Raw genomic sequence first — 14,869 nt, 5'->3', positions numbered from 1 at the left:
CCCAAGGCCACTTATGCTCCGGTTTCTAACCGGCCCCGCTCACGCTCTCTTTGTGCAAACGCCTATTTGCGGGTACAATGACAAAGAACAAAGTGGAAAGGAGTTACCGCTTTGAAACGGTTACGACTCAATCGCCTTCTATTGTGGCTTCGCAACACCCGGATCGGCTTTTTGGCGCTCCTGCTTGTTTTATTGTGGGCCAAAACCCTTTTCGGCTATTTTTTTGATTTCTCGCTTGGCCTAAATGACCCGCTGCAATATACCTTGCTTATCCTCAACCCCTTAGGCACTGGCATCATTTTGCTCTCGTTGGGGCTTTATCCAAAACATGCCCGCCGCGGTTACCTGCTCGGCACCATTGTCTACATATTGAGTACCTTATTATTGCTCGCTAACGTCCTTTACTATCGTGAGTTCACCGATTTTCTGACGGTAACCACCATCCTCGGCGTTTCAAAAGTCAGCCAGGGACTTGGTGCCAGTTCACTAAGCATGGTGAAGCCACATGACATCATTTATGTGCTGGATATTGTCCTAGTTGCGCTAACTTATCTGGGTTATGGCATTTGGAACATCTGGCGCTATATCCACAATCAACCACTGAAATGGCCGCATTTTGGCTTGTCGCTTGATACCAGCCGCATGCCTTACCACTTACCGCAAGCAGTAACGGTGTTTGGTGTGGCCTTTTTTGCCTTGCTCACTGCTACCAGTGAAATGAATCGTCCGCAGCTGTTGACCCGGACCTTTGACCGCAATTACATTGTCAAATACTTAGGTTTGGCTCCATTTACCATCTATGATGCCGCCAAAACAGCCCAGAACAATCAGGTTCGCGCCCAGGCAGACAGTGCCAATCTCGATCCGGTTTTGCAATACACTCGCTCTCATTACGCCGCGCCCAATGCCAGTTATTACGGAGCAGCCAAGGGCAAGAATGTCATTATCATCCACCTTGAGAGCTTCCAGCAATTTCTGATCGGTCAGAAAATTGACGGCCAGGAAGTCACCCCGTTTCTCAATTCATTGATCAAGGAAAAGGACACGCTCAGTTTCAACAACTTCTTCCACCAAGTCGGTCTCGGTAAAACCAGTGATGCGGAAAACATGTTGGAAACCAGTACGTTCGGGATTGCCAATGGCTCGCTGTTCAGCAGTCTTGGCACGGAAAACACCTTTGAAGGTGCGCCGGCCATTCTTAAACAACGCGCGGGTTATACAAGCGCAGTCTTTCATGGTGGTTCTGCTTCTTTCTGGAACCGAGACAATGTTTATAAAAGCCTTGGCTACGATGATTACTTTTCCGGTAACTTTTATAATCATGACGAAAAGGCCGCAACGGAATACGGCATTAAAGATAAATTGATGCTGGCCGAAACGCCTAAATATCTGGAGCATCTACAACAGCCGTTTTACACGAAGATCATTACGACCAGCAATCATAATCCGTTTTATATTACGCAGGCAGATTCCGACTTTCCAGATGCTGGGACCGATGACGCAACGATTAATGGCTATTTTAAAACGGCCCATTATCTTGACGAGGCGTTACGCGAGTTCTTCAATTACCTGAAAGCCAGCGGTTTGGAAAAGAATTCACTGGTCATGCTTTACGGGGATCATTTTGGGATCAGCAACGACCGTAACACGACCTTGGCACCGTTATTAGGCAAAGATCCCAGCAAGTGGACAGCGTTTGATAATGCGCAGTTGCAGCGTGTTCCGTTAATCTTCCATATGCCGGGTCTCAAAGGCGGCGTCAATAATACGTATGGCGGTGAAATTGATGTTTTGCCGACATTACTGCACTTGCTGGGCATCAGTAGCAAACGTTACGTTCAGTTTGGTACCGATTTGCTTTCAAGCCAACATGATGATGTTGTGGCATTTCGTAACCACAATTTTGTGACGCCGAAATACACTGTTTTAGGCAGCAAGGTTTATGACAACACAACTGGCAAACTCGTGACCATGACCCCTACTTTGCAGGCGGCCATCACCAAAGACCAGAAATCGGTTGATACACGGTTAAGCCTCTCTGATGATGTGGCCAATCGTAATTTGTTGCGTTTCTATGTGCCGTTGGGGTTCAAACCGGTTAATCCGGGCCAGTATGACTACAACCAGAGTCTTAGCAAGGTCTTGTCGCTCGAACACAGTCTCGGCAGCAAGAGCACCAGCCTCTATAGCAAAAATAATGACCAATCGACAACTGGTCTGTACCAAACCGATGCGCCTGAATTAGCCGATGACACGCAACCCATCACCGATTTTCCTGAAAAAGTCCAAGCCCAGACTGAATCCTCTGCAAGTGAGTCGGAATCGAGCAGCTCAGAAACAGTCGACATTCGAACCAAACAAATCAAATAACATAGTGATTGCTCGCTTTAAGTTCACACTTTGTTCAAATTCTTTGCTTATACTGCTTATGAGGTGAACGGGTAGATGCATTTCTTTGAGCGAACGTTTTCGGGTTTCCGTTATCATCGCCGTTATTACATTGTGATGATGCTGCTGTCGGTTGCGTTCTGCTTGATCAGCATCATGCTGATGACAAGTGAAATGATCGATCAATCCGCACAAGGGGCATTTCTGCAGCGTCTTAATTCTTTTGGCGATCAAAATAAAGAAGCCATTCTGCTGAGTACGCAGGTTGGTCAGGCACATATCAAAATGGTTCAGTCTGCGCAATCATTGTTGAATCGGGTCATGATCCTCAATGGTATCTGCTGGCTGATCGGCACGGCTTGGCTATGGCATCATCGCCGCTCTGAAACCGACGCGCTTTATTTAGTAGGCAAAAGCAGTATGTCCATTGGCTTGCAGTATGCTTTTGAAGCTTTCTTTAGTTTCTGGATCAGTTTTATGATCAGTGTCTTTTTGATCATTCTGTTTAACGACCAATTGATCCAGTTTCTAACCAATGCGAACCGCTCCGTTTTTGGTCATCTGCTGCAGGAAGGCTATCAAAGTGTGGATATGAACCGGGCTTTTCGGCAATTATTTGCCCGTCACCTAACCGGATTTACTCGAGAAACTTTATTTTATTACGGCGGTAGAACGGATGAAATCACTCAACCAACCGGCTTTTTAACAACTTTAGGTAATGGGATGGCCGTGATTTTCATCACCACTCTGGGATTAGTGACCCCGCTTTCAATGATTCGCAAGCGGCGAGTCATGCCGCGTTAGGAGATTGCTATGTTATTTCAGTCAAAACAACTTGATGTGTATCGTGAGAATCTTGCGAAGCTCTTTGCACCCAAAACGATTCAGTATCTGTATGTGCCAGACGAGGAAGCACTGAACGACCTCCGTGATCAGTATATCAAGAATTTTGCGAGCGGCGGTTTGATGAAACAGCTTGCTTTTATCAGCAGCCGAGACACTGGCATTCTGGATTATCTCAGTGTCCGCAATAATCTGTACATCAATGGGCACAGCAAGAACACGGACTTTTTGCCGGAATGGCTGAATAACAACTCGCCAATCCTCGATCAGCCAGCTGCTACATTGGACACCATGCAACGGCTATACCTGCAATTTTATCGTGGCTTAGTGGGTAAAAAACGTTATTTGCTGCTAAGCGGCCGTGCTGAAGTGTTTGACCCACAAGTCACCCGTTCCTTTTTAACCGAAGCCAGTCGCGCCTTGCAGCAAACCGACAGCTGCCTACTTGTCTTGACGACAGATCAATCACTATTAAGCGCCAATCCCCAAAATGCGTGGGAACAGCCACCGGTACTATCTTTAAACGCCATTGCAAAATAATCCGGCTCATTTAAACCTGTCACTTTAAGCAAAAACCGGCTCTAGACAAATTGCTGTCTAGAACAGGTTTTTTTTGGTCTTCAATCACCAAAACGTGCAGCGGGTAAGTTATGCTAACCCAACGCGCTTGAATATTTCGTCAACATGCTTGAGGTGATAACGATAGTCAAAGGCGTCATCCAAATCGGCCTTGGACAGGCGGCCCATGATTTCAGGATCTGCCTCGAGCAACGGCCGGAAATCACGGTGCTCATCCCAGGCAACTGCTGTTTTTGGCTGAACCAGATCGTAGGCTTGCTCACGGCTCAGGCCACTTTCAATGAGTTTGAGCATGACCCGCTGACTATAGATCAAGCCGTGTGTCAAATTCATGTTTGCTTTCATCCGTTCTGGGAAGACGTCCAGATGATCAAGGATGCTGGTAAAGCGGTGCAGGATATAATCCAGCAGACCGGTGGCATCCGGCAACATGATCCGTTCTGCACTGGAATGCGAAATATCACGCTCATGCCACAGTAAAACGTCTTCTAATGCTGGCGTTTCGTAACCGCGGATGACGCGAGCTAACCCTGAGACATTCTCTGACCCGATCGGATTACGCTTATGCGGCATCGCACTGGAACCTTTTTGGCCTTTGTTAAAGTGCTCTTCGACCTCATGAACCTCCGTACGCTGCATATGGCGGATTTGCAAGGCAAAACGTTCAACCGATGTCGCAATCAATCCTAACGTCTGAATGTAATGCGCGTGCAGATCACGTGGCAGCACCTGCGTCGAGATTTCCTGCGCGCGAATGCCCAGTTGCTTGGTCACATAAGCTTCAACCGCTGGCGGCGTATTGGCAAACGTCCCCACTGCGCCGCTAATTTTACCTGCTTCAACATCACTTGCGGCATCTTCAAATCGCCGAATATCCCGATTAATTTCGGAATACCACGTCGCAACCACAAGACCAAATGTCGTCGTCTCAGCGTGGACACCATGCGTCCGCCCCATCATCACGGTATCTTTATGGGCCTTCGCCAATTTGGCCAAGCTCGCTTTTAAGGCATCCAGATCCATCCGCAAAATTTGATTGGCCTGTTTTAATAAGTATCCTTGCGCTGTGTCGACCACATCGGTACTGGTTAAGCCAAAATGAACCCATTTTTTCTCCGGTCCAAGGCTTTCGGAAACATCGCGGGTAAAGGCAACCACATCATGATGGGTCACGGCTTCGATTTCATGAATCCGATCAACATCGAATTTTGCATTGGCACGCAAGGCTTTGACATCGCTGGCTGGGATTTCTCCCAACTTAGACCAAGCTTCGGCCGCCAAAATTTCAACTTCCAGCCAAGCAGCATACCGGTTCTTTTCTGACCAAATTGCCGCCATCTCAGGGCGACTATAACGCGGAATCACAGGTTTTTTCCTCCTCTAAGGTGAGCACGACTTTTAAGATCCATGAGGTTCAGATCTATCCAATTAATAACCACTAACTGACCAATCCGCAAACTTATAGCTTGATAAAAACGTTACTGAATAACAAAATGTCCAGTTGCGTTAATACTGTCTTTGATTGCCTTTAAATCGCCAACGATTTCAATTTCACCGACTAACTCGCCGCCGTTCGGATAGAAAGCGAAGCGCCAGTCAGGCTTGATTTGAATTTGCGTCAACACCGCGTCCATATCTTTTTGCCGGAGCGGAATGCCAACCCCATCCTCAGCCAGTTCCAATTCCGGTAACGGCCAACCAAGAATGGCCCGCAGATGTAACTCGTATTCGGAAATGTCGCTGGTACTCTGCATGAGATGACCATACAACTTTGGCCCCGGGTAAACCCGTTTGACGTACAAGGTGCCATTAGCCGCCAAGAAGAACTCAAGGCTGAAGATGCCAGTGTAATCAAGTTTCTTGGTAATTTTTTCGGCAATACGCCGAATTTCCACAATAACGGCCGGATCAACGTCAGCGCGAACCGATGAGGCTTTGAGCTGATGATGGTCAAAATAATTTTGGATGACCGGACCGATGCGAATGGTCGTGCCGGCTTTTGCCACCATCACGGCCACCTCTTTGATGTTCTGCAAATAGGCTTCCAAAATATACGGACGTTGTTGTAACAGTTGCTTAGCGCGATCCACATCATCCGGTGTCGACAACAATAACTGCTGATCAACCCCCATCCCTTTTTGAATTGGCTTCAATAAGGCGGGATAGCCAATCGTATCAATCGCTTCATTGATATCGCCAGGCGTGATCACCTGGGTATAAGGCAAAATATTCATGTTGAGATCGTCAAGAAAGACTTTTTCCAGATAACGATCCTGCGTTACCGTCAAAATGTCACTTCCTGAAGGCAATTGACTCGCGGTTGCTAACTCCGCTAAGATTGCGCCGTCCACATTCTCATCGGTAAACGTCATGACCGTACTCATTTGCGTCAATTCCTTTAACGCAGTGCGGTCATCTGACTTACCTACCAATGGAATATCGGCTTTTTCAAGCGCAATATCGGTTTGCGTTGGTGCCAAAACCACAGTACGCATGCCCATCAGACTGGCGGTATCAGCCATGCGAAAAGCTGAAACTCCGCCGCCGATGATGCCAATAGTGGCTCCTGGACTAATAAATTGCGTCACATTTGTTCCTCGCTTTGACTTTATTTATCTGAATCATTTTCGTTTAAACCGCGATCAATCGGCATCTCCGGTGTCCGACTAGGTGAATTGAAAATCCAGTTCAACAACACGGCACTCAAGCTGGTCATCAAAATCCCCGACCCGAAAAGCAGTTGAATGGTCTTCGGCAAAAACTGGACGATATGCGGCTGAACGGTCACCCCTAAGCCTAGACCGATCGAGATCGCGGCAACCAACAGATTCTTATCATTTTCAAAATCGACCTGTTGCAACATCCGGATGCCTTGAACCGCCACCATGCCAAACATCACTAGCATCGCGCCCCCAAGAACCGGCGCCGGAATGATCGTGGCCAAGGCGCCGATTTTTGGCAGCAAGCCCAGAATAACCAGGAAAATGGCCGAATAGATGACCGGTTTTCGCGTTTTAATCCCTGAAAGCTGCACTAAGCCGACGTTTTGCGAGAAGGTGGTGTACGGGAAGGTGTTAAACAAACCGCCCAGCATGACTGCCAAGCCCTCCGCACGATAGCCACGTTTCAGATCGTCCGCTTCGATTTTCCGCCCAACGATATCACCTAAGGCAAAGAAAACGCCAGTACTTTCAACCATCGACGTCATCGAAATCAGAATCATCGTGACGATCGAACTCCATTCAAAATGCGGTACCCCAAAATAAAATGGCGTCGGCACATGAAACCAGCTAGCCTCGACGACTGGCTGGAAACTAACTAACCCGAAAAAGCCAGCTAAGACGGTCCCGGCGATCAAACCGACCAAAATGGCGATGGAGTGCAGAAAACCTCTCCCCCAAACGTTAATGGCCAGAATCAGCAACACCGTGAACGTGCCGACCAGCAGATTCGTCATATTGCCGAAATCTTTAGCTGTTGTGGAACCCCCACCAAGATTCTGGAAGGCGACCGGAATTAACGATAATCCGATGACCGTAATCAGTGAACCGGTCACAAGCGGCGGAAACAAAAAGCGCAGTTTTGAAAACGCTCCGCCGATCAGAAAGACAAATAAACCAGCAACAATAATGGCACCGTACATCGTCTGAAAGTTGAATTTCTGTCCGATCATGATCAACGGTGCCACGGCTTGCACCGCACAGCCTAAAACAACCGGTAATTTAATACCAAAATATTTATTGCCAAATACCTGTAAAGCAGTGGCAATGCCACACATAAAAATATCAATCGAAACCAGGTAGGTCATCTGCTCTGAAGTAAAGTGCAAAGAGGCACCGATCAGAATCGGCACCAGCACCGACCCCGAATACATGGCTAACAGATGTTGCAGCCCCAGTGCAGCCGCTTTTGGATTGGAAATGCTTTTACTTTTCATGTTTGCGCTTAGTCCTCCGGTGCAAAAATGACGTGGCCATCTTCAAACGCACTGATTCTTGCCAAAGATTCAACCCGGACATGTTTGTCATCCAACAACTTGCGGCCTTTCTGGAAGGTCTTTTCGATGACAATCCCAACGCCGCTTAATGTTGCGCCGGCTTGGGCAATGATCTCCATCAACCCTTCAACCGCTTGGCCATTCGCCAAAAAATCATCAATAATCAGCACATTGTCGTCCGCGGAAAGGAACTTGCGGGAAATCGAAATTTCATTGGAAGTCTTTTTGGTAAATGAATAAACCGTGGCAGTGTACAGATGATCCTTTAAGGTCAGACTCTTGTGCTTGCGGGCAAACACAAGCGGCTTGTGAAACTCCATCGCCGTTGCAATCGCAGGGGCAATGCCGGAACTTTCAACAGTAAGGATTTTGGTGATCGGCTCATTGCTGAAACGCCGGTAAAATTCCTTACCCAGATCGGCCATTAAATCAGGATCGACTTGATGATTCAGAAAGTTATCCACCTTCAACACATCTGTTCCGATAACTTGGCCATCCTTTTTGATCCGGTCTTCCAGTAATTTCACCACAAGCACTCCTTCTATTTGTAAATTTTCAACAAGCTTACCATAAAAAACGTTGTGGAACAATATAGCTTCGGCCATTCCCGAACGAGACAAGTAGCCGCTTTCACGACAGTAAGAGAACAAAACCCCTGTGATTTGGGGCTATTAAAGCCAAACAACAGGGATTGTACAAACATTAAAATACGAACATTCAGCTGTCATATTGTGTCAGGTTCCAAGTTTCAATCAGATGAATCAACTTTTGCGGATAATCAGGATCGGTCGCATACCCATCTGTCTGCAAAGCCGATGCTGCCGATTTGTAATCCTTGGCCGCGCGCACGGTCGCATATTGTTGAGGATTCCAGTCAGTCCCGTTAACAAATAATAGCGCGTGATCACGGATTGATGCCGTATCATCGCTGTATACCCGAAACCGTCCATCAACCGTAATCCACTTATCATTGACATATTCTTTGGTTCGTAGCACCTTGGTGTTCGCAGGATCCGTTCCTTTAATGCCGAACAGGTTATGATAATCTTTGGCCAATGTGCTTGTTCCCCAGTCGGATTCGAGAATAGCCTGTGCCAACGTAATACTGGTCAAAACGCCATACTGTTTCTGCATAGCCTGTGCAGTCGGTGCCAGTCGCTTGATAAAGGCCTCTTTCTTCGCCTTTTCAGCGGCTTTTTTATCGATACTGGCCTGCTGTTGTGAAACTTCCGCTTGACGCTGTGACCAATATGAACCGACCACCAACGTTGCCCCGACTGCAAAAAACGCCAGAACGAGCCAGGCGGCCAGCGGAATCTTTTTCAATGTAAAACGTCGGCGCTTTTTCGCCAATGGCCTTTACTCCTTCGTCTCATCTTCGCGTGTCAGTAACAACTTTCGGCGCAAAACCAGCATATCCTGTAACTTCAGTCCATCAGCATAAACAGGCTGGCTGTATTGATCAAAGAAATGTTTCCGAATCGAATCCAACCGAAACCCGCGTCGCATATAGAAGCGGAGATTATCAAAATCGACATCACCGGTGCCCACCAAAATCTCCTGATATTGCTTTGTGGCATACACTAAGCCCACGTGCCGCAATAATCCGGACGCAATGCCTTGACGGCGGCGCGCAGATGCGACCGCGAGATTTTTCAATTCAACCGTCTGCTCATCGACTGGAACAACCATCGCGACGCCGACCGGCACCTGATCATCAAGCGCAGCAAAAAGTGTCCCTGTACTCAAATAGCGGCTAAGCATGGCGGGATCTTCATCCCCCACCAATAGGAGATCTAAATATTGAATCCTTGCCTCAGGTGCCACTTCTTCAAATTTTAACATCGCGCCCCAGCCTCCATTAGCCCTATCCAAAGATGATGATTTTGTTATAGATTAGTTTACCATGGACCAATGGCTCTGATGCTACGAAACATTGTTTTTTTACGAAAAGCTAGAGAATCATCTCAGGCCATAACGCGTTCGCCAGCCCAGAAACCTGCGCCCAAGGCCACTTACACTCCGATTTCTAAGCGCTCCTGTTCGCGCTCAACAAATAAAAACCGGCTGCACTGGATGCAGTCGGTCAATGGTTTCTTTAATTAGTCTTTGTTAACGTTAACCGCTTGTGGGCCGCGATCGCTGTCTTCGACTTCAAACGTTACCGCTTGGCCTTCTTCGAGGGTCTTGTAACCGTCGCCTTGGATAGCTGAGAAGTGAACGAAAACATCGCTGCCATCTTCCCGTGTGATAAAGCCGTAACCCTTTTCAGCGTTGAACCATTTAACTGTGCCGTGTTCCATGAGAACATTCCTCCTTGCGTCATTTGACGCATGATAATATCGTGTATTTCTGTTTGGTACAAGTGGAAGAAAGTTCTGAAACCATGCAACCACGACCATTCAAAAAGTACATGTTTAGTCTACCATCACGGTAAAATCGTCGCAAGTGTCAGCACTTTCAGAAATCAATTTTGCGAGGAAATAATGTGATTGAAATTGCGCTTTAACTGTAATAAGCGGGAGAAGTCTTCCAGAAAATAAAATAAACGAGCACGGCTCTCAAACGACGCGCGATCAGTCGGCAGCGGTGAAGCCGCGAAGTTGCGCTGAATCTTTTTGACCATCGTAACTAGTTGCGTCGCCGGATTATCTTCATTCAACACACTAGCTGTCATCGACAAAGCATCGCTGATCACAGCCGCCTGCAAAACCGGCGTTTCGATTCGATCCAGGCTATCCTGCATTTGGCGTAACAGTTCATATTGATTGGCCCGCATCTCGAAGTAAGCTTGGTAATAGTCATTTTCCGACCACAACTGATTGTCACTGTGGCGATTGGCCCAAGCCACTGCAGCATCCAGCGTCATTTTCAAATCTGATAAATTCGCCCAGTTATCGGCACTTTTAAGGTGCTCCGGCCCTAGCTGTTGACTCATATGATCGATGATTTCCCGCATTTCCGCTTCGACCTGTGCCTGGAATTCCGTGATTTTGGCTTCCAGGCTCGGCATAAACAGATTTGCCACAAGCGCAACGCCGGCACCGACCGCCAGCAACAAAAGTTCATTGCGAATCCAGAACCAGCTGCAACTTTTGGCCATCATAAAATGCGTGACCAACACGGCCGTCATCACAATGCCGCTTTGCACTTCAAACACGTTGGTTAGTGGGATGAAGATTAAAAGGAAAACGCCAAACGCCAGCGCATTGTACCCCAGAACCAAGAATGCCCCGATCGCAATGACAAAGCCCAACACAGTTGCCAGCAGTCGGTAGGCAACCAGCCTGAACGATGCTTTGGTGGTATTCTGAACCGACAGAATCGTAATGATACCGGCAGCTGTCCAATATTCAAGATGTAAGGCATAAGCAATGAGCATCGCAACCGCTGTTCCCACCGCTGTTTTAACCGTTCGCATACCGATATGCATAAGCAATTCCTCCATTTGCCTTTAGTTTATCATACGTTGTTTTGTTATTAGTGTGATTGCTTCTAAGCCCGCTCACCATGTAGCCTCTAGTAATTCTTTTGTTGTTACGCTACCATAGAAAAAGAGGACTAAGACATGAAAAAATTACTGCCATTATTAGCCGTGCTAGCCTTTCTTTTTGTTGGGTGTTCGGCCACTTTAAATCAAAAAAAGCAATTGCTGACAACGACGCAGACTGTGCAAACCCAAGTGCAGCAGGAACAGCAAGCGTTGCAGGTCATCGGCTCGACGGTGAATGATTTTCCATCCACCTTTGAGAAGGCTTACCAAGATGACCCGTCGGCAGATCTAAAAAATGACGATGGTGCCGTCAAGAAATTGTTGGATAAGCGCGCCGCAGCGTTTAAATCATTGGAAGCGGCGAACACAGCGCTGACTGATGCCAATAATACCTTGACCAAACTCAATAACCAACCGTCTGAAGACATGCCACAAGCGCCGCTGAGCAAGGTGCTCACCAGTCTCAAGCTGGCCAAACTCGATCACAAAACCCTGGTTAGTTATTATCGGGAAATGTTGAGTGCCGAGGACGATTTTTTCGCGGCCACGGCTGGTAGTGACGTCTCGCAGGCGGATTTGGAAACCCAAATCTCACAACTTAATCAATATTACAGTTCACTGAATCAACAAATTGATGTCATGACCGCTAACCTGACAACAGTGACGAGTCAGAATGCCAAGTTAACTAAGGCGGTCAAAACGATGCACGACTGATGTTGACACATCACCATAACGCATTCACTTTCCGAGGAGGCTTCTTCATGCCGCAAAGCGTGGCAATTATTATCCCTTGTCATAATGAATCCGAAAATGTTCCTTTGATCTACCAAGCTTTAAAGAAAACTTTTCAAACTGACTTACCCCAGCTGCAGCCGCAAATCTGGTATGTCAACGATGGCTCGACTGACGACACGCTCGCTCAAGTCCAGCACCTGCAAGAAAGCGATGCGCAAGTGCACTACATTGATTTATCGCGGTCATTTGGTAAGGAAGCTGCCATGTACGCCGGTTTGGTCACAGCAAAAGCTGACTATTATGCAGTGATGGACGCCGACCTGCAAGATCCGCCAGCCATGTTGCCGGATATGTACGCTGCCCTTCAGGAAGGTTATGACATGGCCGGTGCCCAGCGGACAGATCGTTCCGGTGAAGCACCAGTACGGTCATTCTTTTCCAATCTCTTCTATAAGTTCATCAATCGTGTCTCCCAGACACAGATTGTTCCCGGCGCCCGCGACTTTCGGCTCATGACCCGCCAAGTGGTTGACGCGATCGTACATATGACCGAGCGTAATCGGTTTTCAAAGGGGCTTTTCAGTTGGGTTGGCTTTAAAACCAAGTACCTTCCCTACCAGAATATTGAGCGCCAACATGGTGAAACCAGTTGGTCGTTTATTGGCCTTTTGCGTTACGCCATCGATGGGATTATTGATTTTTCCGATGCGCCGTTGACCTTTGTTTCCATGATCGGCATTATCAGCTTCTTAGGCGCGTTTGCGGCACTGATATTTATCGTCATTCGGGCGGCCCTTTATGGCGATCCGACAGCAGGCTGGCCGTCCATGGTCTCGATTTTCCTCATGATCGGCGGCATTCAACTATTCGCGCTGGGTATTGTGGGTCGTTACATCGGCCGGATCTATATCGAAACCAAGCAACGCCCGATTTTTATTGCCCGTAAAATCAAATAAAACCGGCATGCAGACTTTTCAGCTCGTTAAGCGCAAAAGTCTGACACACCGGTACATTGACCATAACGCACTACTTCGGATCTTCGGAAGTGGTGCTTTTTTCTGGATCAAAATTGCGAATCGCGATAAAGATCCAGCTCAGGAAAAATATAATGGCAGCCGCCAAGGAAAGCCATCCAGTGACATGTTGCAACCGCGTGCCGGTATAGACGACCCGCACCCGGTGACTGCCAGCCGGCGCCGTGATGGTCAGGCGGGCATTTTTACCTTGGGCACGATACGGAACGACTTTCCCATCGACGGTGACGTTATAGCCGACATAGGCAAACTTAGGTAATTGCAAGACAACCGATCGCGGGCTGGTGTAGCCAAAGCGTAAATCGTTATAATGCTGGGTCAACGGGGTCAAGCGTTGAAGTTTATGTGACGGCAAAACCACGGCTTGATCTTTCTTGAAAAAGGTGGTGGGATCAAATTCCTTCGGTGCATACTCCGATCCGCCGCCAGTCGCATCGCCATAGTAGCCGGCAGCATTTTTGTCTGTCACCCGATAAGTATTGGCATTCGTCATGGTTGTATTGATTGTCGCGGCATAGCTAAACCCAACCACGCAGGCCGCCAAGACCATCCCCCATGCGAAACGTTGCGGACGCACTTTTTCTGCCACCAACAAAGCCACAGCCAGACTCAGGAATAAAGTCGTTAACTCCAAGTATCGCCACGGAAACTGAATCGTGCCTAAAACGGTCTTCCGAAACAGTGACCATGGAAAAAGATTAGTGCTTAAGAAGATGGTGACAAAACCCAGTCCTGCCGCTACTTTGACAGAACGGCTTAACTTAGGCCACCAGAGCGCTAAACCGATCGCAATACCTAGCATCAAAACGCCCATCCCCGGACGGAACGTCTGATTCACGTTTTGCATGTTGCTGGTGGAGGCATACATACTCAATGAGTTTTGAAACAAGTCGCCTAGGCTGTATTGCAGGTAATTGAGCCAAATGGTTGCGGATTCGGCAAGTTTAAGCGGCAAATGTTGCGAAATCTCCAACATAGGCAGGTAGCTGCCCACCCCCATCCATAGGGAGCTGATCGCCGCATATGCCGTATACCGCACCATCCGCCACGAAACGCGTCTTAATGCCACCAACACAAGAAACCCGCCAACCAGAAACTCGAGCACCATTACGAGCGACAACATGTGCGCGTACATCAAGCCCGTAACGCCAAAGGCCAATAAGAACCAGTTGTCCGACTGCTTTATATAGATCAGGTACATTCCGGCTGTAATGATCGGCAAAAAAATAAAGGCAAGATTTTCACCAAGCGCCCCGCGAACAAAGGCATCCAGCATCCGATAGACCGCTGTTGTATACACGACGCTGAAAACGAATGCCTCAAGCGGACGGCGGCGAATTTTCAGAAAACTGGCGTAGGCCGCCAGCACCGTCACCACCAAAATCAGCGTTTGATAACCATAGTAGGCGCTGACAACCCCGAGTCCGGCTAACCGCAGCCAAACATACGGGAGCAACATCAAGGACGGATAAAAGGCATCAAAAGCATAGCCAAAATGGCGAACTTCTTCAGGAAAAACCTTCGGAAAATACGCGCCATGCTGGACACTGGTAACGTAACTTTCCATGCGGCGCAATTGCGGCATCGTGTCGTCTTGGTGGAAAATATAGGACAGATGCAGTTGCGGCCACTGTACCAATAACACTAAAGCAATCGCCAACATAGGCAGCAGCCAGATCGCATTTGTTTTTAAAAAATCCCTGATGTCTGAACTTCTTGTTTGTGTCGCCATAAAAGCCCTCCAAACGATGATCATCGCGAACGTTCTTCTAATATTGTAACAATAACGACAGTGACGGG

General features: G+C 47.8%; 14 protein-coding genes. 5 read left to right on the top strand and 9 right to left on the bottom strand.

From position 1 onward, the window contains the following. Positions 1-111: 111 nt before the first annotated feature. The 3 genes from LBCZ_RS05240 (at position 112) to LBCZ_RS05230 (ending at position 3,771) form a co-directional block, all read left to right on the top strand. Positions 112-2,370, top strand: coding sequence for an LTA synthase family protein (locus LBCZ_RS05240; protein WP_039638900.1), 2,259 nt, complete (start codon positions 112-114; stop codon positions 2,368-2,370). A 75-nt stretch (positions 2,371-2,445) separates the two neighbouring features. Beyond that, entirely contained in the window at positions 2,446-3,192 is a 747-nt protein-coding gene (locus LBCZ_RS05235) for a hypothetical protein (protein WP_025013162.1), read from the top strand. A 9-nt stretch (positions 3,193-3,201) separates the two neighbouring features. After that, positions 3,202-3,771 carry a hypothetical protein gene (locus tag LBCZ_RS05230; protein ID WP_025013163.1) on the top strand — a complete coding sequence of 190 codons (570 nt, stop codon included), beginning with the start codon at positions 3,202-3,204 and terminating at the stop codon, positions 3,769-3,771. Between the two features lie 108 nt (positions 3,772-3,879). Here LBCZ_RS05230 and purB read toward each other — a convergent pair whose 3' ends face one another. The 8 genes from purB to LBCZ_RS05190 all read right to left on the bottom strand — a co-directional run bounded on the left by purB (position 3,880) and on the right by LBCZ_RS05190 (position 11,240). After that, positions 3,880-5,175 carry an adenylosuccinate lyase gene (gene purB, locus LBCZ_RS05225; protein WP_025013164.1) on the bottom strand — a complete coding sequence of 432 codons (1,296 nt, stop codon included), beginning with the start codon at positions 5,173-5,175 and terminating at the stop codon, positions 3,880-3,882. A 113-nt stretch (positions 5,176-5,288) separates the two neighbouring features. Then, on the bottom strand, positions 5,289-6,398 hold the full coding sequence (locus tag LBCZ_RS05220) for an ATP-grasp domain-containing protein (protein WP_025013165.1): 1,110 nt from the start codon (positions 6,396-6,398) through the stop codon (positions 5,289-5,291). A gap of 20 nt (positions 6,399-6,418) precedes the next feature. Next, a complete protein-coding gene (locus tag LBCZ_RS05215; protein WP_025013166.1) occupies positions 6,419-7,747 on the bottom strand; it encodes a nucleobase:cation symporter-2 family protein in 1,329 nt (442 codons plus the stop codon). A gap of 8 nt (positions 7,748-7,755) precedes the next feature. Then, complete coding sequence (locus LBCZ_RS05210; protein WP_025013167.1) at positions 7,756-8,334, bottom strand: xanthine phosphoribosyltransferase; 579 nt, start codon at positions 8,332-8,334, stop codon at positions 7,756-7,758. Positions 8,335-8,524: 190 nt separating this feature from the next. After that, positions 8,525-9,160, bottom strand: coding sequence for a glycoside hydrolase family 73 protein (locus LBCZ_RS05205; RefSeq protein ID WP_025013168.1), 636 nt, complete (start codon positions 9,158-9,160; stop codon positions 8,525-8,527). Positions 9,161-9,166: 6 nt separating this feature from the next. Continuing rightward, positions 9,167-9,652 (bottom strand): GNAT family N-acetyltransferase, encoded by a 486-nt coding sequence (locus LBCZ_RS05200; protein WP_025013169.1) that lies wholly within the window; start codon positions 9,650-9,652, stop codon positions 9,167-9,169. Between the two features lie 257 nt (positions 9,653-9,909). Beyond that, a complete protein-coding gene (locus LBCZ_RS05195) occupies positions 9,910-10,110 on the bottom strand; it encodes a cold-shock protein (RefSeq protein WP_003566521.1) in 201 nt (66 codons plus the stop codon). Between the two features lie 164 nt (positions 10,111-10,274). Beyond that, a complete protein-coding gene (locus LBCZ_RS05190) occupies positions 10,275-11,240 on the bottom strand; it encodes an aromatic acid exporter family protein (RefSeq protein ID WP_010489006.1) in 966 nt (321 codons plus the stop codon). Positions 11,241-11,375: 135 nt separating this feature from the next. Here LBCZ_RS05190 and LBCZ_RS05185 point away from each other — a divergent pair, with 135 nt between their 5' ends. Both LBCZ_RS05185 and LBCZ_RS05180 read left to right on the top strand, forming a co-directional pair. Beyond that, positions 11,376-12,014: a YkyA family protein gene (locus tag LBCZ_RS05185; RefSeq protein WP_025013170.1), complete on the top strand. Its 639-nt coding sequence runs from the start codon at positions 11,376-11,378 to the stop codon at positions 12,012-12,014. Between the two features lie 47 nt (positions 12,015-12,061). After that, complete coding sequence (locus tag LBCZ_RS05180) at positions 12,062-12,991, top strand: glycosyltransferase family 2 protein (protein ID WP_025013171.1); 930 nt, start codon at positions 12,062-12,064, stop codon at positions 12,989-12,991. Positions 12,992-13,061: 70 nt separating this feature from the next. On the opposite strand, the gene LBCZ_RS05175 is transcribed toward LBCZ_RS05180, so the two are convergent. Next, the gene (locus LBCZ_RS05175) at positions 13,062-14,801 is read right to left on the bottom strand and encodes a hypothetical protein (protein ID WP_025013172.1); all 1,740 of its coding nucleotides are present in this window, start codon (positions 14,799-14,801) and stop codon (positions 13,062-13,064) included. Positions 14,802-14,869 lie beyond the last annotated feature (68 nt).

Source organism: Lacticaseibacillus casei DSM 20011 = JCM 1134 = ATCC 393 (assembly GCF_000829055.1).
GTDB lineage: Bacteria > Bacillota > Bacilli > Lactobacillales > Lactobacillaceae > Lacticaseibacillus > Lacticaseibacillus casei.
Note: the sequence above shows the minus strand (reverse complement) of the source record. Positions and strands in the feature narration are given on the sequence as shown.